General features: G+C 65.5%; 29 protein-coding genes. 10 read left to right on the plus strand and 19 right to left on the minus strand.

Annotation, left to right across the window (positions count from 1 at the left end; genetic code table 11):
* Nucleotide 1 precedes the first annotated feature (1 nt).
* Genes ACGYLA_RS11530 through argH form a run of 6 tightly spaced genes read right to left on the minus strand, consistent with a single transcriptional unit; the run spans nt 2 to nt 5,925 of the window.
* A complete protein-coding gene (locus ACGYLA_RS11530) occupies nt 2-2,554 on the minus strand; it encodes a DUF4175 domain-containing protein (protein WP_394432542.1) in 2,553 nt (850 codons plus the stop codon).
* A gap of 35 nt (nt 2,555-2,589) precedes the next feature.
* Nucleotides 2,590-3,855 (minus strand): diaminopimelate decarboxylase, encoded by a 1,266-nt coding sequence (lysA, locus tag ACGYLA_RS11535; RefSeq protein WP_394432544.1) that lies wholly within the window; start codon nt 3,853-3,855, stop codon nt 2,590-2,592.
* A gap of 27 nt (nt 3,856-3,882) precedes the next feature.
* A complete protein-coding gene (locus tag ACGYLA_RS11540) occupies nt 3,883-4,200 on the minus strand; it encodes a DUF2834 domain-containing protein (protein WP_394432546.1) in 318 nt (105 codons plus the stop codon).
* Nucleotides 4,200-4,349, minus strand: coding sequence for a hypothetical protein (locus tag ACGYLA_RS11545; protein ID WP_394432548.1), 150 nt, complete (start codon nt 4,347-4,349; stop codon nt 4,200-4,202). Before ACGYLA_RS11545 ends, ACGYLA_RS11540 begins: the two co-directional genes overlap by 1 nt.
* Before the next feature lie 8 nt (nt 4,350-4,357).
* Entirely contained in the window at nt 4,358-4,537 is a 180-nt protein-coding gene (locus tag ACGYLA_RS11550) for a hypothetical protein (protein WP_394432550.1), read from the minus strand.
* Nucleotides 4,534-5,925, minus strand: coding sequence for an argininosuccinate lyase (gene argH / locus ACGYLA_RS11555; RefSeq protein WP_322329204.1), 1,392 nt, complete (start codon nt 5,923-5,925; stop codon nt 4,534-4,536). The genes ACGYLA_RS11550 and argH overlap by 4 nt, the downstream gene beginning before the upstream one ends.
* Nucleotides 5,926-5,948: 23 nt before the next feature.
* Between argH and ACGYLA_RS11560 the strand changes: the two genes are divergently transcribed.
* Nucleotides 5,949-6,518: a TlpA family protein disulfide reductase gene (locus tag ACGYLA_RS11560; protein WP_394432552.1), complete on the plus strand. Its 570-nt coding sequence runs from the start codon at nt 5,949-5,951 to the stop codon at nt 6,516-6,518.
* Nucleotides 6,519-6,554: 36 nt separating this feature from the next.
* On the opposite strand, the gene ACGYLA_RS11565 is transcribed toward ACGYLA_RS11560, so the two are convergent.
* Nucleotides 6,555-7,622: a Hint domain-containing protein gene (locus ACGYLA_RS11565; RefSeq protein ID WP_394432554.1), complete on the minus strand. Its 1,068-nt coding sequence runs from the start codon at nt 7,620-7,622 to the stop codon at nt 6,555-6,557.
* A 198-nt stretch (nt 7,623-7,820) separates the two neighbouring features.
* On the opposite strand from ACGYLA_RS11565, the gene ACGYLA_RS11570 reads away from it, so the two are divergent.
* Nucleotides 7,821-8,348 carry a winged helix DNA-binding protein gene (locus tag ACGYLA_RS11570; RefSeq protein WP_394432556.1) on the plus strand — a complete coding sequence of 176 codons (528 nt, stop codon included), beginning with the start codon at nt 7,821-7,823 and terminating at the stop codon, nt 8,346-8,348.
* Nucleotides 8,349-8,387: 39 nt separating this feature from the next.
* On the opposite strand, the gene gap is transcribed toward ACGYLA_RS11570, so the two are convergent.
* The 6 genes from gap to ACGYLA_RS11600 form a co-directional block, all read right to left on the minus strand.
* Nucleotides 8,388-9,389 carry a type I glyceraldehyde-3-phosphate dehydrogenase gene (gene gap, locus ACGYLA_RS11575; RefSeq protein ID WP_394432558.1) on the minus strand — a complete coding sequence of 334 codons (1,002 nt, stop codon included), beginning with the start codon at nt 9,387-9,389 and terminating at the stop codon, nt 8,388-8,390.
* Between the two features lie 147 nt (nt 9,390-9,536).
* A complete protein-coding gene (locus ACGYLA_RS11580; protein WP_394432560.1) occupies nt 9,537-10,817 on the minus strand; it encodes an amidohydrolase family protein in 1,281 nt (426 codons plus the stop codon).
* 126 nt (nt 10,818-10,943) lie between these two features.
* Nucleotides 10,944-11,888, minus strand: a complete 945-nt coding sequence (locus tag ACGYLA_RS11585; RefSeq protein ID WP_394432562.1) for an ABC transporter permease — start codon at nt 11,886-11,888, stop codon at nt 10,944-10,946.
* A complete protein-coding gene (locus ACGYLA_RS11590; RefSeq protein WP_394432564.1) occupies nt 11,888-12,937 on the minus strand; it encodes an ABC transporter permease in 1,050 nt (349 codons plus the stop codon). The genes ACGYLA_RS11585 and ACGYLA_RS11590 overlap by 1 nt, the downstream gene beginning before the upstream one ends.
* Nucleotides 12,927-14,474 (minus strand): ABC transporter ATP-binding protein, encoded by a 1,548-nt coding sequence (locus ACGYLA_RS11595; RefSeq protein WP_394432566.1) that lies wholly within the window; start codon nt 14,472-14,474, stop codon nt 12,927-12,929. The genes ACGYLA_RS11590 and ACGYLA_RS11595 overlap by 11 nt, the downstream gene beginning before the upstream one ends.
* Nucleotides 14,475-15,482 (minus strand): BMP family protein, encoded by a 1,008-nt coding sequence (locus ACGYLA_RS11600; protein WP_394432568.1) that lies wholly within the window; start codon nt 15,480-15,482, stop codon nt 14,475-14,477.
* Between the two features lie 173 nt (nt 15,483-15,655).
* On the opposite strand from ACGYLA_RS11600, the gene ACGYLA_RS11605 reads away from it, so the two are divergent.
* Nucleotides 15,656-16,990, plus strand: coding sequence for an aspartate aminotransferase family protein (locus ACGYLA_RS11605; RefSeq protein WP_394432570.1), 1,335 nt, complete (start codon nt 15,656-15,658; stop codon nt 16,988-16,990).
* Between the two features lie 17 nt (nt 16,991-17,007).
* Here the strand turns inward: ACGYLA_RS11605 and ACGYLA_RS11610 are convergent, their stop codons facing one another.
* From ACGYLA_RS11610 to ACGYLA_RS11630, 5 genes are read right to left on the minus strand one after another with little or no spacing between them, the layout of a single operon-like run.
* A complete protein-coding gene (locus tag ACGYLA_RS11610; protein ID WP_394432572.1) occupies nt 17,008-17,976 on the minus strand; it encodes a TonB family protein in 969 nt (322 codons plus the stop codon).
* A complete protein-coding gene (locus tag ACGYLA_RS11615; RefSeq protein ID WP_394432575.1) occupies nt 17,973-18,362 on the minus strand; it encodes an ExbD/TolR family protein in 390 nt (129 codons plus the stop codon). Before ACGYLA_RS11615 ends, ACGYLA_RS11610 begins: the two co-directional genes overlap by 4 nt.
* Before the next feature lie 2 nt (nt 18,363-18,364).
* Nucleotides 18,365-18,742 (minus strand): biopolymer transporter ExbD, encoded by a 378-nt coding sequence (locus ACGYLA_RS11620; RefSeq protein ID WP_394413674.1) that lies wholly within the window; start codon nt 18,740-18,742, stop codon nt 18,365-18,367.
* A complete protein-coding gene (locus ACGYLA_RS11625; protein WP_067264877.1) occupies nt 18,735-19,421 on the minus strand; it encodes a MotA/TolQ/ExbB proton channel family protein in 687 nt (228 codons plus the stop codon). The genes ACGYLA_RS11620 and ACGYLA_RS11625 overlap by 8 nt, the downstream gene beginning before the upstream one ends.
* Nucleotides 19,421-19,867, minus strand: a complete 447-nt coding sequence (locus ACGYLA_RS11630) for a hypothetical protein (protein ID WP_394432578.1) — start codon at nt 19,865-19,867, stop codon at nt 19,421-19,423. Before ACGYLA_RS11630 ends, ACGYLA_RS11625 begins: the two co-directional genes overlap by 1 nt.
* A gap of 279 nt (nt 19,868-20,146) precedes the next feature.
* Here ACGYLA_RS11630 and ACGYLA_RS11635 point away from each other — a divergent pair, with 279 nt between their 5' ends.
* Nucleotides 20,147-20,605 (plus strand): beta-lactamase hydrolase domain-containing protein, encoded by a 459-nt coding sequence (locus ACGYLA_RS11635; RefSeq protein WP_394432580.1) that lies wholly within the window; start codon nt 20,147-20,149, stop codon nt 20,603-20,605.
* Nucleotides 20,606-20,632: 27 nt separating this feature from the next.
* On the opposite strand, the gene ACGYLA_RS11640 is transcribed toward ACGYLA_RS11635, so the two are convergent.
* Complete coding sequence (locus ACGYLA_RS11640) at nt 20,633-20,938, minus strand: ArsR/SmtB family transcription factor (RefSeq protein WP_394432582.1); 306 nt, start codon at nt 20,936-20,938, stop codon at nt 20,633-20,635.
* A gap of 92 nt (nt 20,939-21,030) precedes the next feature.
* Here ACGYLA_RS11640 and ACGYLA_RS11645 point away from each other — a divergent pair, with 92 nt between their 5' ends.
* The 6 genes from ACGYLA_RS11645 to ACGYLA_RS11670 all read left to right on the plus strand — a co-directional run bounded on the left by ACGYLA_RS11645 (nt 21,031) and on the right by ACGYLA_RS11670 (nt 26,382).
* A complete protein-coding gene (locus ACGYLA_RS11645; protein WP_394432584.1) occupies nt 21,031-21,465 on the plus strand; it encodes a YeeE/YedE family protein in 435 nt (144 codons plus the stop codon).
* Nucleotide 21,466: 1 nt separating this feature from the next.
* Nucleotides 21,467-21,910, plus strand: a complete 444-nt coding sequence (locus ACGYLA_RS11650) for a DUF6691 family protein (protein WP_394432586.1) — start codon at nt 21,467-21,469, stop codon at nt 21,908-21,910.
* Nucleotides 21,907-22,824: an MBL fold metallo-hydrolase gene (locus tag ACGYLA_RS11655; protein ID WP_394432588.1), complete on the plus strand. Its 918-nt coding sequence runs from the start codon at nt 21,907-21,909 to the stop codon at nt 22,822-22,824. Before ACGYLA_RS11650 ends, ACGYLA_RS11655 begins: the two co-directional genes overlap by 4 nt.
* Before the next feature lie 50 nt (nt 22,825-22,874).
* The gene (locus ACGYLA_RS11660; protein WP_394432590.1) at nt 22,875-24,599 is read left to right on the plus strand and encodes a SulP family inorganic anion transporter; all 1,725 of its coding nucleotides are present in this window, start codon (nt 22,875-22,877) and stop codon (nt 24,597-24,599) included.
* A 53-nt stretch (nt 24,600-24,652) separates the two neighbouring features.
* Complete coding sequence (locus ACGYLA_RS11665; RefSeq protein ID WP_394413652.1) at nt 24,653-25,117, plus strand: CreA family protein; 465 nt, start codon at nt 24,653-24,655, stop codon at nt 25,115-25,117.
* Between the two features lie 116 nt (nt 25,118-25,233).
* On the plus strand, nt 25,234-26,382 hold the full coding sequence (locus ACGYLA_RS11670) for a lytic murein transglycosylase (protein WP_394432593.1): 1,149 nt from the start codon (nt 25,234-25,236) through the stop codon (nt 26,380-26,382).
* The last annotated feature ends 2 nt before the right edge of the window (nt 26,383-26,384 follow it).

Consider the following 26,384-nt stretch of genomic DNA (forward strand, 5'->3'; position numbering starts at 1 on the left):
ATCAGAACCGATCCAACAGCCTGTTAAGGTAATCCCGCTCGACCTCGGGCCGCTCTGCCTCGCCCGAGCGGCGGCGGATTTCGTCCAGCAACCGCCGCGCGCGGCCTTGATCGTCCGGCCCCTGCGCCAGCGGCGCGTCCGAGCTGTTGGCCCCGCTGCCGCCCTGCTCACGCCCAAGCGGATCGCGCCCCTCGCCACGCTGATCGCCACCCTCTGCCGTGCCTTGGCCCGGCTGGCCTGCGCGTTGCTCCTGCTCCATCGCTTCACCGAGGGCGCGCATGCCCTCGCGCAGCGCTTCCATTGCCTGCGCCTGATTGTCGATCGCCTCGGCCAGTTCATCGCGGCGCAGCGCCTCTCCGGCGCGGTCCATCGCCTCGCCCGCGCGGTCCAGCGCGTCACGGGCCGCGTCCCCCTCAGCCGTGCCCTGCCCGGGCAAACGCCCCTGCTGGCGGCGCAGCTCGTCGCGCAGTGCTTGCTGGCGACCGGCCAGCCCTTCCTCGCCCCCTTTTTCACCAGAGGGGCCGCCCTGCCCGCGCTGCCCTTCATGGCTCTCGCCGCGCCCCTGCCCGCCGTTGCGGCCTTCGTTGCCGTCACTCTCCCCCGCGCCGGTGCCGGGGTTGAACTGCTCTTGCAAGTCGCGGAAGGCCTGATCGCTCAGCCCCTGTTGCTCGCGCAGCGTGTCCGACAGCCCCTCCATCGCCTGCTCACCGGGCGAATTGCCGCCCTGTCCGGGCTGGCCTTCGGTAACGCGCATGTTCTCCATCATTTCCTGCAACTGGCGCAGCGCCTCGGCGGCCTCGGCCATGCGGCCCTGCTCCATCAGCTCTTGGATACGGTCCATCATGCGTTGCAGATCGTCTTGGGTCATCTGCATCGCCTCGCCCTGCGGCTGCTGGTCTTCGCCCGCGCCCTCCTGCGCCTGCTGGCGCTCGAGTTGCTCAAGGTAGTCTTCGGTGGCGCGGCGCAACTCGTCCATCAGCTCGGCGATTTCGGCCTGAGAGGCGCCGTTCTTCATCGCCTCGTTCAACCGGTCCTGCGCGCGGCGCATCCGCTCAAGCGCATCGGCCAACACGCCTTCTTCCAATTCGATCGCCAGCGCCCAGAGGTCTTCGGCCAGCTCGGTCTGCACCTCTTCGTCCAACCCGTAGCGCGCCCGCAGTTCCAGCCGCCGGATCACCTGCTTGAGCCGCAGCGCCGTCACCTCAGAACGCAGGTCATCGCCGGGGGCATAACTTACCGCGCGCAGCACCTGCGCGATGCGCGGCGCATTGGCGCGCGACCACAAAAGATCGCGCCGCATCTCGATCACCGCCGCCGCCGCCGGATCGAAAAAACGCCGCCCCGGCAGGGTCAGCTGGCTTACCTCGGTCACGGCCTGCTGTTCGGAGGCGTCCAAGACCGAAAGTTGCAGCGACACCGGCAGATTGGCCCATGGGTGTTTCGAGAAATTTTCGATCAACGTCTCTTCGAAATCGCGCCGGTCGCCGCTGATCGGCATGGGCAGCGGCACCACGATCTCAGGCCGCGGCTCGGGGTCGACGGTCAGACCATAGCGGCGGTCGACAGAATCCAGATCAAGGCTGATCCGCGCCTCCCCGGCTTCGACGCCATAATCGTCGCGCGCAAGGAACGGCAGGCTCATCTCTCCCAAGGCGGTCACCTCGGGCGGGCCCAGCCGTTCGACCTGCGGCGCGGCATCGGGCAAGAGCGTGATCTGCCATTCCCGCGCGCCCGGCCCGTCGATGCTGATCTCACCGCTTTGGCGCAGGGTGAAATCCTGCGCGGGTTCCGAGGATGCCGCCACCTCGCGGCCCGAGACGTTCTCCGCCACCGTCAACGCGCCCAATTCGCCATAGAGCCGCAGGGTGATCAGCGTGCCCTCGGGCAGCGACAGCGCCCCGGCCTCAAGATCGTTGAGGTAGAGCGTCGGCTTGCCGGTATGGCGCGGCGGCTCGGCCCAGCCTTCCCAAACGGGGCCGGAGGCGAGCGTGCCGCCCGCCCCGCCGGGGGCCAGATGCGTCACCTCGCCCAACCGCCAGACGGAGCCAAAGACAAGCGCCACGATGAACCCAAGCAAAGCCACATAGCGCAGCGCATAGGGATCGGCCTGCGCGACCCGAAGGTCGCCCTTCACCGGTTTCGCCGCAGCCGCCCGCGCAGCCATGCGCCGCTGATGCGCCTGCCAGACCGCCGCCGAGGCGGCATCGCTTGCGCCAATCGCCTGATCGTCCAAGAGCGCCCGGATGGGCCGCCCCGGAAGGCTGGCATCCAACCGCGCCAGCGCCGCTGCGCGCGATGGCAGACGGAAACGGCGCAGAGCAAAGAACAAAGCAAAGAGGGCCGCAAGACCGATGACGGCCATCACCGCCCAAAGCGCGCCGCCCGCCAAAGCATCCTGCGCACCCATCATCAGCGCCGCCAGCACCGCCAGCACCAGCGCCAGCATGGGCCAGAACGCCTGCACCAGCGCCTCGGCCAGCATCCCCGCCCAGGTCAGCCGCAGGGGCCAACGCAAAGCGCGCAGCCCGTCTGTCCTGTCAGTGGATGTCTCCATGCGTCACGCTCCGGTGGCCCGGCGGCGGGATGCCGTCAAAGCCATTCAGGGATGGTATCGCGGTTTATCATTTCGTCAAAGCTTGGCCGTGGGCGGATAACCGCGAATTGATCGCCATTCACCAGCACCTCGGGGATCAGGGGTCGCGAGTTATACTCGCTGCTCATCACCGCGCCATAAGCCCCGGCAGAACGGAAGGCCACCAGATCGCCTGAGCCCAGCACCGGCATCATCCGCTGTTTGGCGAAAGTATCACCGGATTCGCAGACCGGGCCCACGATATCGACGGGGCGCGGCTCGGCTCCCGGGGCGGGTTCGTTCAGCGGCACGATGTCATGCCATGCGTCATACATCGCCGGACGGATCAGATCGTTCATCGCGGCGTCGAGGATCAGGAAGTCGCGCCCCTCGCCGGACTTGAGGTAGATCACCTCGCTCACCAAAACGCCCGCGTTGCCCGCGATCAGACGGCCCGGCTCAATCTCGACTTCGCAGCCCAGATGCCCCAGCGTGCGCTGCACCATCGCACCGTAATCCGTGGGCAGCGGCGGGGCGGAATTGGACCGCTCGTAAGGGATCCCCAAGCCGCCGCCAAGGTCGAGCCGCCGGATCTCATGGCCATCGGCGCGCAGCACCTCTGTCAGCTCCGCGACCTTGCCATAGGCTTGCTCAAAGGGGGCGAGATCGGTCAACTGGCTGCCGATATGAACGTCGATGCCCACGATCTTGAGCCCCGGCAGTTTGGCCGCCATGGCATAGACTTCGCGGGCGCGGGCGATGGGGATGCCGAACTTATTCTCGCTCTTGCCGGTGGCGATCTTGGCGTGGGTTTTCGCGTCCACATCCGGGTTTACGCGGATGGTGATCGGGGCCACTTTGCCCAATTCGCGCGCCACGACATCCAGCAGGATCATCTCTGGCTCGCTCTCGACGTTGAACTGACGGATGCCCCCCGTCAGCGCCAATTCGATCTCTTCCCGAGTCTTACCAACGCCGGAGAAGACGATCTTATCGCCCGGCACGCCCGCCGCCTTGGCCCGGCGGTATTCCCCGCCCGAGACCACATCCATCCCCGCGCCCGCCTGCGCCAACGTGCGCAAAACGGCCTGGTTGGAATTGGCCTTCATCGCATAGCAGACCAGATGGTCCATCCCCGACAGCGCGTCGTCAAAAAGGTGGAAATGGCGCAGCAGCGTGGCGGTGGAATAGACATAGACGGGCGTGCCCACGGCGGCGGCAATCTCGGCCAGGCTTACGTCTTCGGCGTGCAACACACCGTCTTTATAGAGAAAATGATCCATCTGCGCTTGGCCCCATGTCGTCGCCGCTTATCTGATGGGCGCTGTCCGCAGGAAAAGATAGAGCGGCAGGCCACAGCTCACCCCAATACAGAACGTGGCGGGAATGGCAATCAGGCTGAGGAAATTGCGCCGCACGGCGACCTCGGCAATGATCCAGATGGTTAAAGTGACGGCAGCGATGGTCAGATCCCAGACCAGCCCGCTGGCGGCGGCATTGGCGTGCCATGCGTCCACCATGGCGCTCAGGCTCCAGCCTTCGGCGTTGAACCATGTGACGAAGTAATACATCGGATGCACCGTGCCCCAGACCGCGAGGGCGAGGTAGAGCATCCGCAAAAGCGACATCAGAAACTCTTGACCACGCCGACGGTGGCATAGCCCGACAGGCTGATCCCCGGCTCGGTCGGCGGTGTCGGCGCGGTCTGCCGTGGGGCGGACTGCGGCGGGGTGCAAGCGGCCAAGGCAAGCGCCCCGGCCACCAGTGTGATCTGCAACAGCGGCCTCACGACCCGGCCCCGAGCGAGACGGAGAACGGCCCGCGGCGCAGCCCCACCGCCGTCCCTACCGAGACGCCCGACGAGGACATGGTGATGCTGCTGCTCGCCGTGGGCCGCACCGGTTCGCCATCCGCGCCACAGGCGGCAAGGCTCACCAGGGAAAGGGCCGCAAGGAGGCGTTTCACTTCAGGATTTCCTTCCAACGCGCGATCTGGGCACGCACCTGCGCAGGCGCGGTGCCGCCGTAGGACATGCGCGAGTTTACCGAATTTTCGACGCCAAGCACATCAAAAACATCCGCAGTGATCTCGGCATGGACCGATTGCATCTGCTCCAGCGTCAGGTCCGGCAGATCGCAGCCCTGCGCCTCGGCCATGGCCACCAGCGTGCCGGTCACGTGATGCGCGTCGCGGAACGGCAGGTTCGGCACGCGCACCAGCCAATCGGCGAGGTCGGTGGCGGTGGAGAAGCCGGAGCCTGCTGCGGCAGCGAGGTTCTCGCGCTCGGCGGTCATGTCGCCCACCATGCCGGTCATCGCGGCCAGCGCCAGCATCAGGTTGTCGGCGGCGTCAAAGACCTGCTCTTTGTCTTCCTGCATGTCCTTGGAATAAGCAAGCGGCAGCCCCTTCATCACCATCATCAGCGCGGTGTTGGCGCCAAAGATGCGGCCCACTTTGGCGCGGATCAGCTCGGCAGCGTCGGGGTTTTTCTTTTGCGGCATGATGCTGGAGCCGGTCGAGAAGCGGTCCGACAGCGCCACGAAACGGAACTGCGCGGAGGACCAGATCACCAGTTCCTCGGCGAAGCGCGACAGGTGCATGGCGCAGATGCTGGCGGCTGACATGAATTCCAGCGCGAAGTCGCGGTCGCTCACCGCGTCGAGGGAGTTCGCGGCGGGGCGGTCGAAACCAAGCGCCTCTGCCGTCATCTCGCGGTCGATCGGGAAGGAGGTGCCGGCCAATGCGGCGGCGCCCAGCGGGCATTCGTTCATCCGCGCCCGCGCATCGCGGATGCGCGACAGGTCACGGCCAAACATCTCGACATAGGCCATCATGTGATGCCCCCATGTCACGGGCTGCGCGGTTTGCAGATGCGTAAAGCCCGGCATAACCCAATCGGCCCCCGCTTCGGCCTGAGACAAAAGCGCGCGGATCAGGGCCTGCAGCCCCTCGTCGGCGGCGTCCAATTGGTCGCGCACCCAGAGTTTGAAATCGGTCGCGACTTGGTCATTGCGGCTGCGGCCCGTGTGCAGGCGGCCTGCGGGCTCACCAATCAGGTCTTTCAGACGCGCTTCGACGTTCATGTGGATGTCTTCGAGTGCTGCTGAAAACTCGAACCGGCCCTCTTCGATCTCTGACAAGATTGTGAGAAGCCCTTCCCGTATCGCGTCAGCGTCGTTATCAGTCAGGATGCCTGTGGCTGCCAGCATGGCGGCATGGGCACGCGACCCTTTGATGTCTTGCGCGGCCATCCGTTTGTCGAACCCGATCGAGGCGTTGATCGCCTCCATGATCGCATCCGGTCCGGCGGCGAAACGCCCGCCCCACATTTTGTTCGAGGTCGTGTCGGTCATGTTGAATACCCTTGGAGGGACGTATGAAAAATCTTGTGCTCGGCCTCGTTTATACGCTGCTTGTCGCAGGTGCAAACCCCGCCCTTGCCGGAACGGCTGACATCGCGGGGCTGCGCGACGGGGATATGAAGAAACTCGTGATCCATGACGCGCCGCAGGCGGCGTCTGACGTGACCTTTGAGCGTGAGGACGACGGCGAGGCGATGTCGCTGGCGGATTACGAAGGCAAGATCGTGTTGGTGAATTTCTGGGCCACATGGTGCGCGCCCTGTCGCAAGGAAATGCCGCAGTTGAATGCCCTGCAAAAGGAATTCGGCGGCGATGATTTTCAGGTGCTGACCATCGCCACGGGGCGCAACTCTGAGGAAGGGATCAAACGGTTCTTCGAGGAAGCGGGCGTCGACAGCCTGCCCCGCCACCAAGACCCAAAACAAAAGCTCGCCAGCCAGATGGGCGTGTTCGGCCTGCCGATCAGCGTGATCCTAGACCGTGAAGGGCGCGAGATTGCACGGTTGCAGGGCGATGCGAAATGGGATTCCGACAGCGCACGGGCGATCATCGCGGCCCTGATCGAAGAAGGCGCCGAAAGCTAAGCGCCCAACGCAAGGCCGGCCGCCCGGGCCCGGCCTTCACGCCACATGCCGCAGGATCGCCGCCTCCGAAGTGCTGAGATTGCGCCGCGCGAAACCGCCATAGCTGTGCGGGTCCGTCTCAAGCTGCGGATAGGCCGCCAGCAGCCGCGCCCGGTCCTGCGTGCCAAGGCTGGTCAGGGGGGCGGAGGCGGGATGAAAGCTCTCGGTCTCGACCCCATTGGCCCACATCACCTGATGTTCGGCCAGCAGCACATGGACATAGGTCACCTCGCGCAGGGACATATCGCTGGCCACGCTGTGGCCGTTGATCAGATCCTTGGCGGCGACCAGCACTTCGTCACAGTTGAACAGATCACGGGCCTGAGCACCTTGCAGCACGATCCGGTGATCGGGGGAGACCAGCAGCGGGGCATCAGGCCGGGCAATCCCCAAGGCACCGGGGCGGAAGCGCACGGGGCGCAGATGCGGCATGGCATGCAGCCGCGCGCCGGTCATCCGGCGGCTGCCGATCCACTCCAGCGGCTGTGCCCCATTGTCCTTGGTCTGGATCAGATCGCCCTCGCGCAACTCTTCGATCAGGGCGCTGCCCTTGGGCGTGCGGATGCTGGTGCCGGGGGTGAAACAGATCACCCCGCCGCGCCCGGGCCGGTCAGCGCGCGCGGGGGTCAAGGTGCTGTGCATCACCCAAAGCTCACTGTCGCGCGGGGGCAGCTCATCGACGAACATCAGCAGCGGCATCCGCCCCGGGCCTGCGTCAATCAGGGTGACGGTGTAGGTCCGCGCGCCATTGGTGACCATGAAGCTGTCGTCGGGCAGCGGGGCCGTGCCCAGATCGCGCCGCGGCGCGGGCGGCAGCATGCCCCCCTCTTCTAGTGCCGCCCCGATCAGGCGCTGCACTTTGCGGGCCGCGCGTTTGCGCAGCCGCTCTGCCCCATCCGCCATATCCAGCCGCAGCACATCATTCGGCCCATCCACCCGGATGGTATCACCGCGCCACGCCCAGGCCGAGCCCAGTTCGAGCGACTGCACCGGCGCGGCCTCCAGACCGTCGATCTCTGTTTGCGACCAGCTGATGACAAACGTGCCCCGAAAGCCCGTTTTCATAACTGCTCTGCCTGCCTCGTTTATTATTGCAAGCAGCCTAGCAAAGCCGGGGGCCGCGCGAAAGATGGCGCGAATGTGGCGGCGCAACCTGTTGCAAATTGATCTTTGCCCCTGCCGCACCGGAGATGCGCCGCGAAACGCTTGTAAATTGTCAGCGTCTTGGTAACGTCAGAGGGGTCAAACAGCCGGAGGCACCGCATGTCGGAAGAAGTACCCCCCAGCCCGTCACGCCGGATCGTCTCTTCGCGGCACCTTGCCGAAGGGGATGGTTGGGAGGCCTCGGAACTCGAATACGGCATGATCATCGCCTACAACGCCTTCACGCGCTGGATGTCGCGTTGCATGGCGGCGGCGGGGAACGGCGACCTGACGCCGCTGGAAATCCTGGTGCTGCACAACGCCAACCACCGGGGCCGGGAGAAGCGGCTGACGGATATCTGCTTCCTGCTCAACATCGAAGACACGCATACGGTGAACTACGCCCTTCGCAAGCTGGTGAAGGCCGAATTGCTAAGCGCAGAGAAGCGCGGCAAGGAGGTGTTCTATCGCACCTCGCCTGCGGGCGCCGAGCTGTGCGAAGCCTATCGCGCGATCCGTCAGGCGTGTTTTCTGGATGGCTTGCCGCGCACCGATATCTCGGGCGAGGAACTGCGCAAGATCGCGGCGCAGCTACGGGCGATGTCGGGGCAATATGACCAAGCGAGCCGCGCGGCAGCCTCGCTGTAGAGCGCGGGTGCAAGGGCTGCCCCCCGCGCCAGCAATAGCTTAGATCAGCGCGGCAATGGCGCGCGCAGTGTCGTTCATGCGGTTCGAGAAACCCCATTCATTGTCATACCAGCTGACCACGCGGATCATGCCGCCATCGGTCACCCGCGTCTGATCGGGCGCGAGGGTGGAGGAATGCGGATCGTGGTTGAAATCGGTCGAGACGAGCGGCGCGGGCTCATAGGCCAGCACGCCTTTCAACGCGCCATCGGCGGTCTCTCGCATCGCGGCGTTCACGGCCTCTGCCGTGGCAGGTTTCTTGGGCATGATGCACAGGTCCACGAGCGAGACATTGGCCGTCGGCACGCGCACGGCGGACCCTTCGAGCACGCCCTTCAGATGGGGGATCACCTCGGAAATCGCGGCGGCGGCGCCGGTCGAGGTGGGCACCATCGACAGGGCGGCGGCGCGGCCACGGTAGGGGTCGCGGTGCGGGCTGTCGTGGGTCGGCTGGTCGCCGGTATAGGCGTGGATCGTGGTCATATAGCCGGTTTCGATCCCGAAAGTATCGTCCAGCACCTTGGCCACGGGGGCGAGGCAGTTGGTGGTGCAGGACGCGTTGGAGACGATCACGTCTTCACCGGTCAACTCATCATGGTTGACGCCGTAGACCACGGTGCGGTCCACACCCTTGCCGGGGGCCGAGATCAACACGCGTTTGCTGCCATTCTCCAGATGTTTCGCCGCCGCGTCGCGGGCGGTGAAGAAACCGGTGCATTCATAGGCCACATCGACGTCGCCCCAAGGCAGCTTCGCCGGATCGCGCTCTGCCGTCATGCGGATGCTCTGGCCCGCCACATGCAGGGTGCCGTCCTTCAATTCCGCATCCACCGGCAGGCGGCCATGGACGGAGTCGTATTTCAGCAGGTGCAGCAGGTTCTCGGCATCGGTCAGATCGTTGATGGCAACGACTTCGATCCCGTCAAAGCCGTTCTCGATCAGCGCGCGCAGCACGCAGCGTCCGATGCGGCCAAAGCCGTTGATGGCGATTTTAGTGGTCATGGTGAGTCCTCCGGTGGCCCGGTTTCGGGCGGATTGGCGCGGTTAGCGCTAACATAGCATTGGGTGTGATGGAGTTCAATTGGCCAGAGGTAGGAAATCGGCACCCGGTTTCAAGGCGCCGATTTTGGGCCTGTTTTCAGCCCGTCTTCATGAATGCGCGCTATGGCGGCGGCGCACGCTGTCGGGCCGCCCCGGCAGGCTGAGCCGCGCGTCATTGCGCGCCTGCTGTGAGATCACGCGACCCTTGGCCACCACGCAAAGCCGGTCAGGCCGCAGACGCAGCGCTTCGATCGGGTTGCCCGCGTCCAGCACCACCAACGAAGCCGTCGCGCCGACCTTCAGGCCATAGTCCTGCAAGCCCAGAATCCGCGCGTTCACATTCGTCACCATGTCAAAGCAACGGCGCATCTCCTCGGGCGAGGTCATCTGCGCCACATGCAGCCCCATAAAGGCCACGTCGAGCATGTCGCCCGTGCCCATGGAATACCACGGGTCCATGACGCAGTCCTGCCCCCAACCGACGTCGATGCCCATGGCCTGCATCTCTTTCACCCGCGTCAGGCCGCGGCGTTTCGGGTAGGTATCGTGACGGCCCTGCAGGGTGATGTTGATCAGCGGATTGGGGATCGCGGCGACCTCTGCCTCAGCCATCAGCGGCAGCAGTTTCGAGACGTAGTAATTGTCCATCGAATGCATCGAAGTGAGATGCGAGCCGGCCACCCTGCCCTGCAGCCCGAGGCGTTGGGTCTCATAGGCCAGTGTCTCGATGTGACGCGAATGGGGGTCGTCGGTCTCGTCGCAATGGAGGTCGACCATGAGGCCGCGCTCGGCGGCGAGTTCGCATAGGGCAGTGACGGAGCGGGCGCCGTCGGCCATGGTGCGTTCGAAATGCGGGATGCCGCCCACCACATCGACACCCATGTCGAGGGCGCGAATGGTGTTTTCGTGTGCCGTCGGGTCGCGGTAGAGACCGTCTTGGGGGAAGGCGACGAGTTGCAGGTCGATGTAGTCTTTGACCGTTTCGCGCACGTCGAGCAGGGCTTCGACGCCAAGCAAGCGGCCGTCGCACGTGTCGACGTGGCTGCGGATCGCCAGCAGGCCAAGCGAGGCGGCCCAGTCGCAATATTCCAGAGCGCGGGCTTTGACCTCGTCTTGGGTCATCACTTCCTTGAGTTCGCCCCAGAGGCCGATGCCTTCGAGAAGCGTGCCGGAGGCGTTGATCCGCGGGGTGCCGTAGCTGAGCGTGGCGTCCATGTGGAAATGCGGGTCGACGAAGGGCGGGCTGACGAGGTCGCCGCTGGCGTCGATGGTGTCGCGGGCCTCGGCGGTGGAGAGGTCTTCGATGGCGGTGATCTTGTCGCCCTTGATGCCGATGTCGGTGCTGCGGCCATCGGGAAGTGTGCCGCCTTTGATGATGAGGTCGAACATGGGTTGGTCCTTTTCAGTTATGTACCGCCCGGACGAAGGCCGGGCAGCCCCCGGCCGCCCCCCGGGCGGGGGCTTCTCCCCCCACCCGCGGCCGGGAGCAGCCCTTAGCGATCTGTAGCGAGCCTTTCAGCGCTCACCCTTGTTGAACGGCACCATCAGCGCCGCCGGGACCTGCGCCCGGCGCGACATGACGACGAGTGCGAGGATCGACAGGATGTAAGGCGCCATCAGGAAAATCTGGTAGGGGATGTCGGCCCCGAGCGGCGTCTGCTGCACCCGGATCTGCAGTGCGTCGAAGGCGGCGAAGAGCACCGCCCCCAGAAGCGTCTTGCCCGGCTTCCACGAGCCGAAGACCACCAGCGCGATGCAGATCCAGCCGCGGCCGTTGACCATCTCGAAGAAGAACGAGTTGAAGGCCGACATGGTCAGGAAGGCCCCGCCCACGGCCATCAGCCCGCTGCCAACCATGACCGCGCCGATGCGGATTGCCGAGACGCTGAGCCCCTGCGCCTCGACCGCCGCCGGATTCTCGCCCGCCGCGCGCAGGGCGAGGCCCATCGGCGTGCGGTAGAGCACCAGCGTCACCACCAGCACCAGCGCGAAGGCCAGATAGGTCAGCAGGGTCTGGTAAAAGAGCGCGGGACCGATCACCGGAATGTCGGACAGAAGCGGGATTTCCAAAGGGCGGAAAGCCTCGATCTTGGGCGGCGAGGTCACCTCGGGCAGCGCCAGACGGTAGCAATAGTAGGTGAGCGAGGTCGCCAAAAGCGTGATGCCGAGGCCGACGACATGCTGGCTGAGGCCGAAAGGCACCGTCAGCACGCCATGCACCAACCCGAAGGCCATGCCCGAAAGCATCGCCACGGCGACCCCGAACCACAGCCCTCCGCCCAAGTAGACGGTGAGCCAGCCGGCAAAGGCGCCGACGACCATGATGCCCTCGATGCCGAGGTTCAGCACCCCGGCGCGCTCGCAGATCAATTCGCCCAAGGCGGCGAAGATCAGCGGCGAGGCGATGCGGATGGCGGCGGTCCAAAAGCTCGCCTGAAGGAGAATGTCGAAAATATCCATCAGTCGCGCCTCACCCGGAATTTGGTCAGCATGATCGCCAGCACCATCGCCAAAAGCGCCAGCGCCAGCATGATGTCGGCAAGGTAGGTGGGCACGCCCGCGGCGCGGCTCATGCTGTCGGCCCCGACGAAGATACCCGCGACGAAGAGTGCCGCGACCACCACGCCAAGCGGATTCAGCAGCGCCAGCATGGCGACGATGATCCCGGTGTAGCCAAAGCCCGGCGAGATATCCAAGGTGAGGCTGCCCTTAAGCCCCGCCACCTCGGAAAAGCCCGCCAGCGCGGCGAGGCCACCCGACAGAAGCGCCGTCTTGATCAGCACGGCGTTCACCGGGATGCCCGCGAACCGCGCCGCCGCGGGGTTCAGCCCCACCGCGCGCATCTCGTAGCCCAGCGTGCTGCGGCGCTGGATCACCCAGACCACCAGCGCCGAGATCAGCGCGAGGGCAAAGCCCCAGTGCAGCCGCAGCCCTTCGGCGATGCGCGGCAGACGCGCCTCCCCGATCAGCCGGGCGGACTTGGGCCAGCCGAGGCCCATCGGGTCTTTCAGCGGGCCTTCGAGCAGCATGGAAACCCAAAGCAGCACGACGAAATTCAAAAGCAGCGTGGTGACGACCTCATCGACGCCGAAGCGGGTCTTGAGGAAGGTCGGCACCAGCAGCACCACGGCCCCGGCGAGCATGGCGGCGACGGCAATCGTCGGCAGCAGCGCGAAGCTGGGCCATGCCAGCGCGCCGGTGCCCAATACCACGGTGACCACCGCGCCCATGTAAAGCTGCGCCTCGGCGCCGATGTTCCACAGTTTCGCGCGGAAGGCGACGGCGACGGCGAGGCCGGTGAAGATGAGCGGCGTGGCGCGGTTGAGCGTCTCCAGCAGGGCGAATTTCGAGCCGAAGGCGCCCTTGACGATCAGTCCCAGCACCGAGAAGGGCTGCGCGCCCGCGACCATCGCCAAGAGCGAGGCGACGACCACCGTGGCGAAGAGCGCCAGCGCAGGCAGGCCCAGCGAGCGGGTCCATGTGGGGTTGGCGACGGGTTCAAGCCGCATGGGAGGTCTCCTCGAATCCATCGCCCGCCATCCAGACGCCCAGCTCGGCGGGGGTGAGCGCGCCGCGGGCGAAACCGGGCGAAAGGCGGCCTTCGGAGATCACGTGGATCACGTCCGACAGCGCCGTGACCTCGTCGAGATCTTCCGAGATCAGCAGCACCGCTGCGCCCCGGTCGCGGGCGGCCAAGAGTTGTTCGTGCACGTAGGTGAGCGCCCCGATGTCGAGGCCACGCACCGGTTGGTTGGCCAGCACCACCGAAGGCGCGGTTTCCAGCACCCGGCCCAAGATCAGCTTTTGCATGTTGCCGCCCGACAGGAGGCGGATGCGGGTTTCCGGGCCGAGGCAGCGCACGTCGTAGCCTTGGATGATCTTCGCGGCGAAATCGCGCGCCGTGTGCCAGTTCATCCAGCCGTGGCGGGAAAAACCGGGGCGGGAATAAAGCTCGAGCACCGCGTTCTCGGTAAGGTCGAAATCAGCGATGGTGCCGGTCTTGTGCCGGTCCTCGGGGATGCGGGCGATGCCTGCGCCGATGGCGGCATGGGGCGACCAGCCGCGGGGCGCGTCGCCTTTCACTTGAAACGTACCCGAGGCGGGGCGAATGAGCCCGCCGATCAGGTCGGCAAGGGCGGTTTGGCCGTTGCCGGAGACCCCGGCCAGCCCGGTGATCTGGCCTGCGCGCAAATCGAGGTCGACGGTCTTCAGCCCCGGTGCAGTACCGTTGTCGGGCGTGGAGACGCCTGCAAGCGTGACCAAGGCCTCGCCCGGATCGGCGCGGCGCACGACCGGCGCGGCGACTTCGGAGCCCACCATCATCTGCGCCATTGCGGCGCGGTCGGTCTCGGCGGTCTTGGCCTCGGCCACCAGCTTGCCGTGACGCAGCACGACGACGCGGGAGGAGATCGCCATGACTTCATGCAGCTTGTGGGAGATGAAGATGACCGAGAGGCCAAGTACCACGGCCTTGCGCATGGTGGCAAAGAGGTCTTCGGTCTCCTGCGGGGTCAGCACGGCGGTCGGCTCGTCCAAAATCAGGATACGTGCCTCGCGGTAGAGGGCTTTGAGGATCTCGACCCGCTGCCGCTCGCCGACGCTGAGGCTGCCGATCTGTGCGTCGGGATCGACGCGCAGACCGTAGTCGTCCATGAGCGTCACGATCCGCTGCCGCGCCTGAGCCCTGCCAAAGCCCGGCCGCCAGATCGAGCGGGTGCCGAGGACGATGTTCTCCAGCACGCTCATGTTGTCGGCCAGCGTGAAATGCTGGTGCACCATGCCGACGCCAGCGGCCAGCGCGGCGCGGGGGTTACCGGCGGGCAGACGCTCGCCAAAAACCTCCACATGGCCCTCGTCGGGCGTGTAGTGGCCGAAGAGGATATTCATCAGCGTGGTCTTGCCCGCGCCGTTCTCGCCCAGCAGGGCAATGACTTCGCCCTGCCGCAGATCAAAGCTGATCGCGTCATTGGCGGTGAGTTTGCCAAATCGCTTGGTAATGCCATCGAGGCGCAGGACCACCTGCGCCTCGGGGTTTTGATCGGTCATTTAGTTGGACTTCGGCTCTTCGTCGTTGATCTCGACCGTGAAGGACCCGTCGCGGATCGCCTTCTCGCGCTCCTCGATGAGGTCCATCGCCTCCTGCGGGACTTTGCCCTCGAAGGTGCCCAGAGGGGCGAGCGAGGAGCCGCCCTCGGCCATGAAGGAATAGCGGCCGTAGTCGTCGGCCTTGAACTCCCCGGCCTTCACGGCGGCGATGGCGGCATCGAGCGTCGGCTCGAAGTGCCACAGGGCAGAGGCGACGACCGTCTCGGGGTATTCGGCTTGCGTGTCGATCACGTTGCCGATGGCCAGCACGCCCTTCTCCTGCGCCGCGTCCGAGACGCCGAAACGCTCGGCATAGAGCACATCGGCCCCCTGCTCGACCATGGCGAAAGCGGTTTCCTTGGCCTTGGGCGGGTCGAACCAGGAGCCGATGAAGCTCACCTGGAACTTGATGTCGGGGTTCATTTCCTGCGCGCCCGCCATGAAGGCGTGCATCAGGCGGTTCACTTCCGGGATCGGGAAGCCGCCGACCATGCCGATGTTGCCGCTCTCGGTCATCGACCCTGCTACGATGCCCGACAGGTAGGCCGCGTCTTGAATATAGTTGTCGAAGACCGCGAAATTCGGCAGCGCATCGTCCTGCTTGAAGCTGGAGCCCATGAGGAAGGCGACCTCGGGGTAATCGGCGGCGACTTCGCGCGCCTCAGCTTCGGCGCCAAAGACTTCGCCCACGATCAACTGGTTGCCGGCCTCGGCGTATTCACGCAGCACGCGGGCGTAGTCGGTGTTGGAGACATTCTCGGTGAAGGTATACTCGATGTCGCCGCGCGCCTGCGCCGCCTCGGCAGCCTTGTGAATGCGGCTGACCCACTGCTGCTCCACCGGCACGGTGTAAACGCCCGCAACCTTGATCGGCTCGGCGGCCAGCGCGCCCTGCGGCAAAAGGCTGGCACCCGCCAGCATGGCCGCCGTGCCCAATAGGAAGCGGCGTGTGAAATTGCGTTGTGTCATTTTTATCCCCCGTTGGTTAGGTATTTTACCGTTTGATAAAATATTTTACCTGTCAAGCTTCTCCTGACCCTAGGTCAGCCCAAGCTTTTCCGAATACGCGCGTGGTGCTGATTAATGTGGCAGTCAGCAAGCGAAGCGGTAAATAGGGTCGACCCCAAGGATCGGATTCTACGATGAGCCATGTATTGCACCGTAACCTGCGCGCCACGCAACCTGTGATCGTACGCGGAGAAGGAAATTTCCTTATTGATGACAAAGGGAAGCGCTATCTGGACGCCTGTGGCGGTGCGGCTGTATCAAGCCTTGGGCATGACAATGCCGCCGTGCGCGCCGCCGTCGCCGCGCAGATGGACAAGCTCGCCTTTGCCCATACCGGCCTTTTCACCAACGCCCCGGCAGAGGCGCTGGCCGACCATCTGATCGCCCGCGCGCCCGAGGGTACGGGCGAAGGCCGGGTCATGTATCTGGGCAGCGGGTCCGAGGCGATGGAGGCGGCGCTGAAGCTGGCGCGGCAGTACCATCTGGAGCGCGGCGACACGGCGCGCGCCAAGATCATCGCGCGCAAGCCCAGCTATCACGGCAACACGCTCGGCGCCTTGGCGGTGGGCGGCCATGCCGGGCGCCGCAAGCCCTTTGCCCCGATGCTGATGGAGGTGGAACATATCGACGCCGCCTATGCCTACCGGCTGCAACGCGAGGGCGAGAGCGCGGCGGATTTCGCGCGGCGGCTGGCGGATCAGCTGGAGGACCGTATCGTTGAACTTGGGCCAGAGACGGTCGCCGCCTTCGTGGCCGAGCCGGTGGTCGGCGCCTCGCTCGGCTCGCAGCCCGCGCCCGAGGGGTATTTCAAACATGTGCGCGAGATCTGCGACCGCCACGGCGTGCTGCTCATCGCCGATGAGGTGATGTGCGGCATGGGGCGCACCGGCAGCCTGTTTGCGTTGGAGCAGGAAGGGATCTGCGCCGACATCACCACGATGGCCAAGGGCCTCGGCGCGGGCTACCAGCCGATCGCGGCGGTGATGGCGCGCGAAAGCGTGATTGACGCGATCATGGCGGGCAGCGGCAGCCTGTGGAACGGGCATACCTATATGTCGCATGCGGTGGCCACAGCCGGCGCCTTGGCCGTTTTGCAAGAGGTCGAGTGCCGCGATCTGCTGGGCGCGGTGCGCGCGCGGGGGCAGCAATTGGAAACCGCACTGCGCGACCGCTTTGGCGAGCATCCTCATGTCGGTGACATTCGCGGGCGCGGGCTGTTTTGGTCCATCGAACTGGTGGCCGAGCGCGACAGCAAGACGCCCTTCGACGTCAGCCGCAACCTTGCGGGCAAGATCCAGCGCGCGGCGATGGAGGCCGGGATGATCTGCTACCCTTCGCAGGGCTGCGCCGATGGCACGGCGGGGGATCACGTTCTGCTGGCCCCGGCCTTTACCTCTCCGCCCGAGGAAATCGAGATGACGGTCGAGATGCTGGGCACCGCGGTCGACGGGGTGATCGCGGAGGGCTGAGCCCTCCGCCTGCCCTGTTACCGGCCTTTGATCTGGATCGAGAAGTTGCGCCGCGCCCCAGCGGGCGGACGCGGGAAAGGGGCGGCCTTGCGGATGATGCCAAGCGCCGCCTGATCCAGCGCCGCCGACCCGGAGCTGCGGGCCACGCGGACCCCTGCCAACTGCCCGCCCCCACCGATGGAAAAGGCGATGACAGCCGTCCCGCGGGAGCGGACGCGCGGCTTGCCGACGCGGGCGATGCGGCTCATCACCTTGCCGGGATAGTTGCTGGCCGCCGCATTGCCCGCAGGCGCTGCGGCCCGCTGACGGGTGCCCGATTGCGCGGCGTTGCCCGCGCGGCTGGCGGTCTGCGCGCCCTTGGTGTTGTTGCGCTTCGCATTGCCGCGCGTGGTCTGTTTGGGCTTGGGTTTCGGCTGTGGCTTGGGTTTGGCCTTCTTGGCCGCTTCGGCGGCGCGTTCGGGGTCGCGGCGCTGCGGGCGCTGCGACAGGCGCGGCGCGTCATCCTCGGCCTCGGCGGTGAGGGTTTCGACCGGCGGCACCGGGGCGGCAGCCGTTATCGTTGGCGTGGCCTCAGTCGTCTCAGGCGGGGTTTCGACCGGGGTCAAGGCGGGCAAGACCGGCGTCTCTGTCGGCGCGGCGGCGGGCGGAGCCACGGGCATGGGCTCGGCCTCAACCGTCTGCACCGGCTCTGCGACGGGCGCAGGCGTGGGGGTGAGCGTGGGCTCGGGCGCAGGCGTCGGCGGCAGTGCCACTGCGGTCTCCAGCGGTTCGGGTTCGGGGGTTGGGGTGATCTCTTCCACCGGTTCGGCATCCAATGTGCCGACCGCCATATCCTCGAACCGCGTGCCAAGCTGGGCCGCGGCGGGCGCGCCGCCGCCTGCGATCTTGGCGCTGTCGTCGATCTGGGCGAGTTGCGACACGCCCACGACGAGGCTGGCCGCGACGCCGATGGAAAGTGTTTTGACGAGACCGGAACGAGGGATCATTGCAGCGCCCTTTCGGTGACAAGCATGACGCGCGCGGCCCCTGCCCCGCGCAATTCGCGGGTCAGTTCGACAAGGCGGCGGGCGGGCAGCGCGCGGTCGGGCAGCAGCCGCACGGTTTCGCGCTCTTCTTCGGGCAGCGCGTCGATGAAATCGGCCACGCTGGCGCGGTCTTGGCCTGCGTAGGTCATGCGGCCATCGGCATGGACCACCAGCGCATTGGGCGGGGCGCGGCCCTCAAGCTCGCGGGTTTCGACGAGGTTGAGATCGGAATCGAACGGCTGCGACAGGGTGCCTGCGACCATGAAGAAGACCAGCATCAGAAAGACGATGTTGATCAGCGCGATGGTCGGTTCGCGTTGCGGTTTGGCCTTGGCGATGGGTCGCATGGTCAGCCCTCCAGAACCGAGACGCTGAGCCCCGGCAGGGCGCGCAGCGCGATGAGCAGATCGGCCAGCGCCTGCGCCTCGACCTCGGCCCCGAGCGAGACCAGTAGCGGCGTGCCCTCCTCTGCCTCGGCCAGGGGGCTGGCGGTCAGCGCGTCGAGCGTCAGCGCATCGCCATTAAGGCGCAGCCCCTCGGTGGTCAGTTGCAGGAAATAGGGTTTCGCCCCCGTCTCGGCCCCTGCCCCGGATGTCGCTGCAGCCAATTCGATCTCGGCAAATTTTGAGAAGGTCGAGGTCAGCATGAAGAACAACAACAGCAAAAAGATCACGTCGATCAGGGAGGTCATGGAGAGGCGGTTGCGCCGCCGGCGTGGCCTAGCCATGGGCTGGCCGGGGCGCGGCGGCGGCAAAGGGGGTGGCGGCGGGCGCAGCGGCGGGGGCCGCGTTCTGACCGGGATGCAGCACGGTGAGGATCGCCTTGTCGGCGATGACGCGCTCGTTCTCCATGCGTTGCTCAAGCCAGCTGAGCACCAGCGCGGTCGGCATGGCCACGACAAGCCCCACGGCAGTGGTCAGAAGCGCCACCCAGATGCCACCGGCGAGGATCGACGGGTCCACCTGAGAGCCCGCATCCTGCAAGGCGCGGAAGGCTTCGATCATGCCCAGAACCGTGCCGAAGAGACCCAAGAGCGGGGCAAGCTGCGCCACGGAATCAAGCAGGCGGAAGCCGCGCTCCAGCTTGGCAAAACGCATCTCGGCCTCGGCCTGCAAGCGAGAGGCTCCCGCCTCAGGCGCGGACATGGCCAATTCGATCACCGGGGCGAGGTAGCTTTTCGACCGGCCCAGCGCCGCGCGGGCGGCGGCGGCATCGCCACGCTCCCATGCGTTGACCGCCTCGGACAGCGCCCGGTGGCGGCCCACGGCGGCGGCGCGGAACTGCCATGTTTTATAAAGCGCGACCGCAAGGGTCAGCACGGCCACGGCCATCAGGATCACCACCACCGGGCCACCGGTTTCGGCAATGCCCCGCAGCGGGGTCAGCAACGCGTCAAGTTGATCCATCAGCCCAGCACCTCGATCTCGGTCCGGGTCGCCGGGGCCAGCGCGCTTTCGCAGGTACCCGCCTCGATCCCCGCGCCGTCACAGCTTTGCACGCCATTAAAGAGGATGCGGCCAAGGTTTTCGCAGGTGGTCTGCGGCACCACGAACTGACGCACGCGCGGGCGGCCAACGGGCAGTTCGCCGAAATCGAAGAGCGTTAGCCGGTTCACGGTGCCTTCACGGTCGAACAGCACGGTTTCATAGACCGCCTTGTCGAGCGGGGCGGAAAGCTCGTTGGTGATGAGGAAGGTCAGCTTGCAATTGGCTTCCGTGGTGTCGGCGGCGTTCAGTTCGACCTTGAGCGCGGGCGAGGCGCTGGCCGGGGTTGCAGCGGGCGTCTCGGCGGCGGCGCCTTGGGCGATGGTCAGGGACAGGGCCGCGAGGAACGCGGAACGAAAATGCGGCATGGGGGTGGCTCCCGATGGGTTTGTCTTTGATCACGGCGCAGGTCTGGGGCGCCTGCCACAGCGGGGCAGAATCGTCGCAGCACCTCTTGCGCCAAGCGGAATTTCTGCCTGCTGCCTAGCAAAACCGGGCGGCGGTGACAATCCTGACTTTAATACTCAGATTATATCTGCGCAGCGCGGCCCGTTCCGCCAAGCGGGGAACAGTTGCGCCGGGCTGGGGTTGGGCCGCTGAAACCACCACGCGCGGGCGACCGCATCCGCGCAGAGAAGGAGGCCAGAATGACCGACGATAGCCAAAAGATCGCGACCATCGACCCTGCCCATAACGTGGCCCTGTTCACGCCGGACGCAAAAGCGCTGGAGCAGGCGGCCTCGGCCGGGATGAAAACGTTGGTGAACTTCCGCGCCTCGGATGAGAAAGGCGGCCTCTCCCCCGATGCAGAGCGGCTGGTGGCCGAGAAACTGGGGTTGAACTACCTGCACCATCCGGTGACGCCAGACACCCTTGGCCCCGAGACGGTGGATGAATTCCGCAAGTCACTGGACGACCTGCCCCAGCCGGTGTTTCTGCACTGCGCTTCGGGCAAACGTGCGGGGGCGATGACCCTGATGGCCCTTGCGGCGGATAAGGGTTGGGACGGTGACACGGCCTTGCAGGAGGGCAAGGCCCGGGGCATCGACCTGACCGAAGAGAAGATCGGCCAGTTGGTCAAATCCTACGCGGATAGCAAAGCGTGAGCGAGGCGCCCGGTTTTGCCGGGCGTTTTACTTTTGCGCGCAGTAGAGGCCATGCAGCGTTTCCAGAACGGCCACGGCTTCCTGCCCCTTGACGCGGTAAAAGATCGTCTGGCCCGCCCGGCGGCTGTCGACCAGACCGGCGTCTTTCAACTTTTTCAACTGCTGCGACATGGTGGATTGCGACAGACCGCAGGCCTGCGCCAAATCCCCGACCGAGCGCTCCCCCTCGATCAGACGGCACAGGATCTGCAACCGCGTCTCCGATGCAAGCATCGTCATAAGCGCCGCAGCCCCGGCGATATCGCCATCCAGAAAGTCGTCCGTGTTTTTCATATTAGCATCGTTGAATATTATGAGAGCGTAATATATACTGGTTTCCAGTCTGACACAAGCCAGCCGCTTGGCGGGCCCTAAGGAGTTGAGAGATGGAAACCGAATTCACACCTTGGCTGTCGCTGGGCGGCGGCGCGCTGATCGGGGCCTCGGCGGTGCTGCTGATGGCCACGAACGGGCGCATCGCGGGGATCAGCGGGCTGACCTCTCGGCTCTTCGCGCGTGACAGCGACGGCGAAGCGCGGGGCGTGTCGTTTTTCTTCGTGTTGGGGCTTTTGTTGGCCGCCCCGCTCTGGTTGCTCGTGTCGGGTGGCTGGCCGCAGCAATGGGTGCCTTCGAACCCCGTCCTGATGGCGGTGGCCGGGCTGCTCGTCGGCTTTGGCGCGACCTATGGCAATGGCTGCACCTCGGGCCACGGGGTCTGCGGGATCAGCCGTGGCTCGGCGCGGTCGATCGTGGCGACGGTGACCTTCATGGCGACGGCATTCGTGACCGTCTTTGTCATGCGCCATGTGAACGGAGGGTGATATGAAACAGCTTTTTGCTCTCCTCTCCGGCCTTCTGTTCGGCATAGGCCTGATCGTTTCCGGCATGGCCGACCCGGCCAAAGTGCTGAACTTCCTCGACGTTTTTGGCACATGGGATCCCAGCCTTGCCTTTGTCATGGGCGGCGCCATCGCGGTGACGGCACCGGGGTTCGCCTGGCTGTTCCACAGCCGTCAGACCCCCTATTTCGATCATAAATTCCGCCTTCCCACCCGCAACGATCTTGAGCCGAAACTGCTGACCGGCGCCGCGATTTTCGGCATCGGCTGGGGCTTGGGCGGCTTTTGCCCCGGCCCGGCATTGACCGCCCTGCCCATCGCGGCCAGCGGCACCTTGATCTTTGTCCCCTTCATGCTGGGCGGCATGTGGGTCGCCCGGCACAGCCCTGATTTGACCTCGAAAACCAAGAAAGGACCAGCCCGATGAGCGACCCTCTCAATTCACCCGTCGTGCGCCACTCCCCTTCGACCGGAGCAGGCAGCCCCGATGTCTGGGGCATCTATGAGCCTGACACCGGCTCGATCCAGTACATCTGTGCCGATCCGGCAACGAAGAAGGCCGCGCTGATCGACGTGGTGTGGAACTTCGACCCGAAGAACTACAAGTTCACCACCGAAAGCATGGATCAGGTGCTGGACCTCGTGAAGGAAAACGGCCTTACCGTGGAATGGGTGCTCGATACCCACCCCCATGCAGATCACGTCATGGCCTCGGCCCAGTTGAAAGAGCGCACGGGCGCGCCCAACGCCATCGGCGCACTGGTGCCCGAGATCGCCAAGATCTGGGCCGATCTTTACAACATGCCCGATGCCTTTGACCCGGACCGCGATTTTGACCACCTGTTTCAGGAGGGTGAGACCTTCAAGATTGGCGAGCTTGACGCCAAGGTGATGCTGTCGCCCGGGCATACGCTGGGGTCGATCACCTACGTCTGCGGCGATGCGGCTTTTGTGCATGACACGCTGATGCAGCCCGATGCCGGCACCTCGCGGTCGGATTTCCCCGGCGGCACGACCGAGGAGTTGTGGGACTCGATCCAAGACATCCTCGCTCTGCCCGGCGACACGCGGCTCTACATCGGCCATGACTACGGCACCGATGACCGCGATGAGCCGCAGTGGGAGGCCACGGTGGACGAACACCGCGCCCATAACATCCATGTCAAAGATGGCACCAAGCGCGAGGAATATATCGAGCGCCGTCAGAAGCGGGACGCGACCCTGTCGCTGCCCAACCGCATCCTTGCTGCCTTGCAGATCAACCTGCGCGGCGGCCGACTGCCCCCGGCGGAGGGTGATGGCCATCACTACCTGAAACTGCCCGTGAACCGTTTCGACTGAGCCAACCGGGTGGCCCCTCGGGGCCGCCCCTTTCTGACGGATCGCCGCCCATGCCTCTCCCTTCGCTTTCGCACTACCTGCCGATCCTCGACTGGGGGCGGCGCTATGACCGCGGCCAGTTCACCGGGGATATGATCGCGGCGGTGATCGTGACGATCATGCTGATCCCGCAATCGGTGGCCTATGCGCTTTTGGCGGGGATGCCGCCCGAGGCTGGCATCTATGCCTCTATCGCGCCCATCGTGCTCTACGCCATCTTCGGCACCAGCCGCGCGCTGGCGGTGGGGCCGGTGGCCGTGGTCTCGCTGATGACGGCGGCGGCTGTGGGCGAGATCGCGCAGAGCGGCACGGCGGGCTATGTCACGGCGGCGCTGACGCTGGCCTTTCTGTCGGGTGCGATGCTGCTGGCGCTTGGGCTGTTTCGGCTGGGGTTTCTGGCGAATTTCCTGTCGCACCCGGTGATCGCGGGCTTCATCACCGCCTCCGGCATCCTGATCGCCGCCAGCCAGTTGCGGCATATCCTTGGGATCGAGGCCGAGGGCCATACGCTGCCGCAGATCCTGTCGAGCCTCTGGGCGCATCTGGGGGAGGTCAATGTCATCACCCTCGCCTTGGGCGTGGCCGCCACGGCTTTCCTATTCTGGGTGCGCGGCGGGTTGAAACCGCTGCTGCGGCGCATGGGGCTGGGGCCGCGGATGGCAGATATCGGGGCCAAGACCGGGCCGGTGCTGGCGATTGCGGCGACGACGCTGGCGGTCTGGGGTTTCGATCTGGGTGCGCGCGGCGTCTCAATCGTGGGCCAAGTGCCGCAGAGCCTGCCGCCACTCACCCTGCCCTCCTTCTCCCCCGACCTGCTGTCGCAACTGTTTGTCCCGGCGCTGCTGATCTCGGTCATCGGCTTTGTCGAGAGCATCAGCGTGGCGCAGACCTTGGCCGCAAAGAAACGCCAGCGGATCGACCCGGATCAGGAGCTGATCGGTCTCGGCAGCGCCAACCTTGGCGCGGCCTTTACCGGCGGCTTTCCGGTCACCGGGGGCTTCTCGCGCTCGGTGGTGAACTTCGATGCGGGCGCCGAGACCCCTGCCGCCGGAGCCTTTACTGCCGCCGGACTGTCGCTGGCGGCGCTGTTCCTGACGCCGCTCATCCACTACCTGCCCAAGGCCACGCTGGCCGCCACGATCATCGTCGCGGTGCTGAGCCTCGTCGATTTCTCTATCCTGAAACGCGCATGGGCCTTCAGCCACGCCGATTTCGCCGCCGTCAGCGTGACGATCCTGCTGACGCTGATCTTCGGCGTCGAGGCCGGGGTGAGCGCGGGCGTCGTGACTTCGATACTCGTTCATCTCTACAAGACCTCGCGCCCGCATATGGCCGTGGTGGGCCGGGTGCCGGGGACCGAGCATTTCCGCAACGTGCTGCGCCACGAGGTCGAGACCCAGCCCCATGTGCTGAGCCTGCGGGTGGACGAAAGCCTCTATTTCCCCAACGCGCGGTTCCTGGAGGATCAACTGGCCCAATATGCCGCCGACAAGCCTGACCTGACGGATGTGGTGCTGATGTTCCCAGCGGTGAATGAGATCGACCTCTCGGCGCTGGAATCGCTCGAGGCGATCAACACGCGGTTGAAGGACGCCGACATCCGCCTGCACTTGAGCGAGGTCAAAGGCCCGGTGATGGACCGGCTGAAGCGTAGTCATTTTCTGGAAGAGCTGACCGGGGAGGTCTTTCTCAGCCAGCATGAGGCGGCCTGTGCGCTGGCCAAACACCCCCGGTGACGCCGCCGTGCAAAATTTCGGGAACCGCGCCGCCCGCTGCGCGTTTGCTTGCCATGAATAAGACATTTGCCCGCGCCGCCGCCCTCTCCGCCAGTATTTTCGCCACCACTGCCAGCGCCGAAGAGGTCGGCAAGGTGGATGTGGATTGGCTGGGCAATGACATCATCGTCGAAGCCGTGGCCGACCCCAAGGTGAAGGGCGTGACCTGCCATCTGGCCTTTTTCGAACGCGGGCTAATCGACCGGCTGCAAAAGGGCAACTGGTTCGAAGACCCGTCGAACTCTTCGATCTCCTGCCGTCAGACTGGCCCGATTGAGATCGGTGACATTGACCGTGGCGACGAAGGCGAAAACGTCTTTAGCGAACGCCGCTCGATCATCTTCAAGACCTTGAAGGTGAAGCGTATTTTCGACGAAGCGAACAACACACTGATCTACATCAGCCACAGCCAGCGGGTGCAAGACGGCTCGGCCAAAACATCGATGTCGACGGTGCCCCTGTACCAGCCCGGTCAGTAGCCGAAAGCCAAAGATCGCTTAGGCAAAGCCTTGCCATTAGGGCGATCCCGCCTTGTCGGGCGACCTGCCTGCGATATGCTGCGCAAAAGGCAACAACGCAGCGACAGGCAGGTTTTATGAGACATTCACGCAGAACATTCGCATTCGGGCTTGCCGCATTGGGGCTGACCTCGGCCTGTTCGACCGGGGGCGGCACGCTGGGCCCCGCGGCGGCGGCGGGGGTGCCGGACGATCTGCGCCCGGTGCCCAACGCGGGCTATGACGCATGGGTCGCGGCTTTCAAAAACCGCGCCTCGGCACAGGGGATTTCCGCCAGCACTTTGGCCCGCGGATTCCGCGGCACGGGCTATCTGCCCGGGGTGGTGAAACGCGACCGCAATCAGACGGAATTCAGCCGCAGCTTGGAAGATTACCTGTCAATCGCCGCCTCGGACGAGCGGGTGTCGAAGGGGCGCGCGGCCTTTGCCCGGCACCGCAGCACATTGAACGCGATTGAGAGCCGCTACGGCGTGGCGGCAGAGATCGTCGCGGCTGTCTGGGGGCTGGAGAGCTTCTTTGGTGAACGGCGCGGCAATGTGCCGGTGGTCTCGGCCACCTCAACGCTCGCCTATGACGGTCGGCGCGGGGCGTTCTTTGAAAAGCAGCTGATCGCCGCGCTGAAGATCCTGCAAAACGGCGACATCACTGCCGACCGGCTGACCGGCTCTTGGGCCGGGGCCATGGGGCATACGCAATTCATTCCCACCTCTTACCAAGCCTTCGCGGTGGATTTCACCGGCGACGGGCGGCGTGATATCTGGTCGGAAGACCCCAGCGATGCGCTGGCCTCCACCGCCGCATATCTGTCGCGCAACGGCTGGACGCGGGGGCTGAAATGGGGCGGTGAGTTAGGCAGTCTTCCCGCCAGCGCGGGGTCGGTGATCCAGCCGCAGGCGGGCGGGCCGCAGTTCGTGGTGACCAGCAACTTCCGCGCGTTGAAACGCTACAACAACTCCGACAGCTATGCGATTGGCGTGGGCCATCTGGCGGATCGGATCGCGGGCGGCGGGCCGCTGCTCGGCAGCTTCCCGCCCGATGCCAACGGGCTGACCAAGGACGACCGGATCGCGTTGCAGCAACGGCTGACCGCGCGGGGGTTCGATACCGATGGCGCGGATGGAGTGATCGGGCCGAACAGCCGCAAGGCGATCAGCGCCTATCAGGCCAGCGTGGGCCTGCCCGCGACGGGTGAACCTTCGGTCGAGTTGCTGCGCCGGTTGCAGTGACC

Source organism: Sulfitobacter sp. 1A13679, assembly GCF_043557115.1.
Taxonomy (GTDB): Bacteria; Pseudomonadota; Alphaproteobacteria; order Rhodobacterales; family Rhodobacteraceae; genus Sulfitobacter; species Sulfitobacter faviae.

What these genes read in the sequence shown, in the direction of transcription:
- ACGYLA_RS11530 (WP_394432542.1), bottom strand. Translation starts at nt 2,554, where the DNA reads ATGGAGACATCCACTGACAGGACAGACGGGCTGCGCGCTTTGCGTTGG.
- lysA (WP_394432544.1), bottom strand. Translation starts at nt 3,855, where the DNA reads ATGGATCATTTTCTCTATAAAGACGGTGTGTTGCACGCCGAAGACGTA.
- ACGYLA_RS11540 (WP_394432546.1), bottom strand. Translation starts at nt 4,200, where the DNA reads ATGTCGCTTTTGCGGATGCTCTACCTCGCCCTCGCGGTCTGGGGCACG.
- argH (WP_322329204.1), bottom strand. Translation starts at nt 5,925, where the DNA reads ATGACCGACACGACCTCGAACAAAATGTGGGGCGGGCGTTTCGCCGCC.
- ACGYLA_RS11560 (WP_394432552.1), top strand. Translation starts at nt 5,949, where the DNA reads ATGAAAAATCTTGTGCTCGGCCTCGTTTATACGCTGCTTGTCGCAGGT.
- ACGYLA_RS11565 (WP_394432554.1), bottom strand. Translation starts at nt 7,622, where the DNA reads ATGAAAACGGGCTTTCGGGGCACGTTTGTCATCAGCTGGTCGCAAACA.
- ACGYLA_RS11570 (WP_394432556.1), top strand. Translation starts at nt 7,821, where the DNA reads ATGTCGGAAGAAGTACCCCCCAGCCCGTCACGCCGGATCGTCTCTTCG.
- gap (WP_394432558.1), bottom strand. Translation starts at nt 9,389, where the DNA reads ATGACCACTAAAATCGCCATCAACGGCTTTGGCCGCATCGGACGCTGC.
- ACGYLA_RS11580 (WP_394432560.1), bottom strand. Translation starts at nt 10,817, where the DNA reads ATGTTCGACCTCATCATCAAAGGCGGCACACTTCCCGATGGCCGCAGC.
- ACGYLA_RS11585 (WP_394432562.1), bottom strand. Translation starts at nt 11,888, where the DNA reads ATGGATATTTTCGACATTCTCCTTCAGGCGAGCTTTTGGACCGCCGCC.
- ACGYLA_RS11590 (WP_394432564.1), bottom strand. Translation starts at nt 12,937, where the DNA reads ATGCGGCTTGAACCCGTCGCCAACCCCACATGGACCCGCTCGCTGGGC.
- ACGYLA_RS11595 (WP_394432566.1), bottom strand. Translation starts at nt 14,474, where the DNA reads ATGACCGATCAAAACCCCGAGGCGCAGGTGGTCCTGCGCCTCGATGGC.
- ACGYLA_RS11600 (WP_394432568.1), bottom strand. Translation starts at nt 15,482, where the DNA reads ATGACACAACGCAATTTCACACGCCGCTTCCTATTGGGCACGGCGGCC.
- ACGYLA_RS11605 (WP_394432570.1), top strand. Translation starts at nt 15,656, where the DNA reads ATGAGCCATGTATTGCACCGTAACCTGCGCGCCACGCAACCTGTGATC.
- ACGYLA_RS11610 (WP_394432572.1), bottom strand. Translation starts at nt 17,976, where the DNA reads ATGATCCCTCGTTCCGGTCTCGTCAAAACACTTTCCATCGGCGTCGCG.
- ACGYLA_RS11615 (WP_394432575.1), bottom strand. Translation starts at nt 18,362, where the DNA reads ATGCGACCCATCGCCAAGGCCAAACCGCAACGCGAACCGACCATCGCG.
- ACGYLA_RS11620 (WP_394413674.1), bottom strand. Translation starts at nt 18,742, where the DNA reads ATGGCTAGGCCACGCCGGCGGCGCAACCGCCTCTCCATGACCTCCCTG.
- ACGYLA_RS11625 (WP_067264877.1), bottom strand. Translation starts at nt 19,421, where the DNA reads ATGGATCAACTTGACGCGTTGCTGACCCCGCTGCGGGGCATTGCCGAA.
- ACGYLA_RS11630 (WP_394432578.1), bottom strand. Translation starts at nt 19,867, where the DNA reads ATGCCGCATTTTCGTTCCGCGTTCCTCGCGGCCCTGTCCCTGACCATC.
- ACGYLA_RS11635 (WP_394432580.1), top strand. Translation starts at nt 20,147, where the DNA reads ATGACCGACGATAGCCAAAAGATCGCGACCATCGACCCTGCCCATAAC.
- ACGYLA_RS11640 (WP_394432582.1), bottom strand. Translation starts at nt 20,938, where the DNA reads ATGAAAAACACGGACGACTTTCTGGATGGCGATATCGCCGGGGCTGCG.
- ACGYLA_RS11645 (WP_394432584.1), top strand. Translation starts at nt 21,031, where the DNA reads ATGGAAACCGAATTCACACCTTGGCTGTCGCTGGGCGGCGGCGCGCTG.
- ACGYLA_RS11650 (WP_394432586.1), top strand. Translation starts at nt 21,467, where the DNA reads ATGAAACAGCTTTTTGCTCTCCTCTCCGGCCTTCTGTTCGGCATAGGC.
- ACGYLA_RS11655 (WP_394432588.1), top strand. Translation starts at nt 21,907, where the DNA reads ATGAGCGACCCTCTCAATTCACCCGTCGTGCGCCACTCCCCTTCGACC.
- ACGYLA_RS11660 (WP_394432590.1), top strand. Translation starts at nt 22,875, where the DNA reads ATGCCTCTCCCTTCGCTTTCGCACTACCTGCCGATCCTCGACTGGGGG.
- ACGYLA_RS11665 (WP_394413652.1), top strand. Translation starts at nt 24,653, where the DNA reads ATGAATAAGACATTTGCCCGCGCCGCCGCCCTCTCCGCCAGTATTTTC.
- ACGYLA_RS11670 (WP_394432593.1), top strand. Translation starts at nt 25,234, where the DNA reads ATGAGACATTCACGCAGAACATTCGCATTCGGGCTTGCCGCATTGGGG.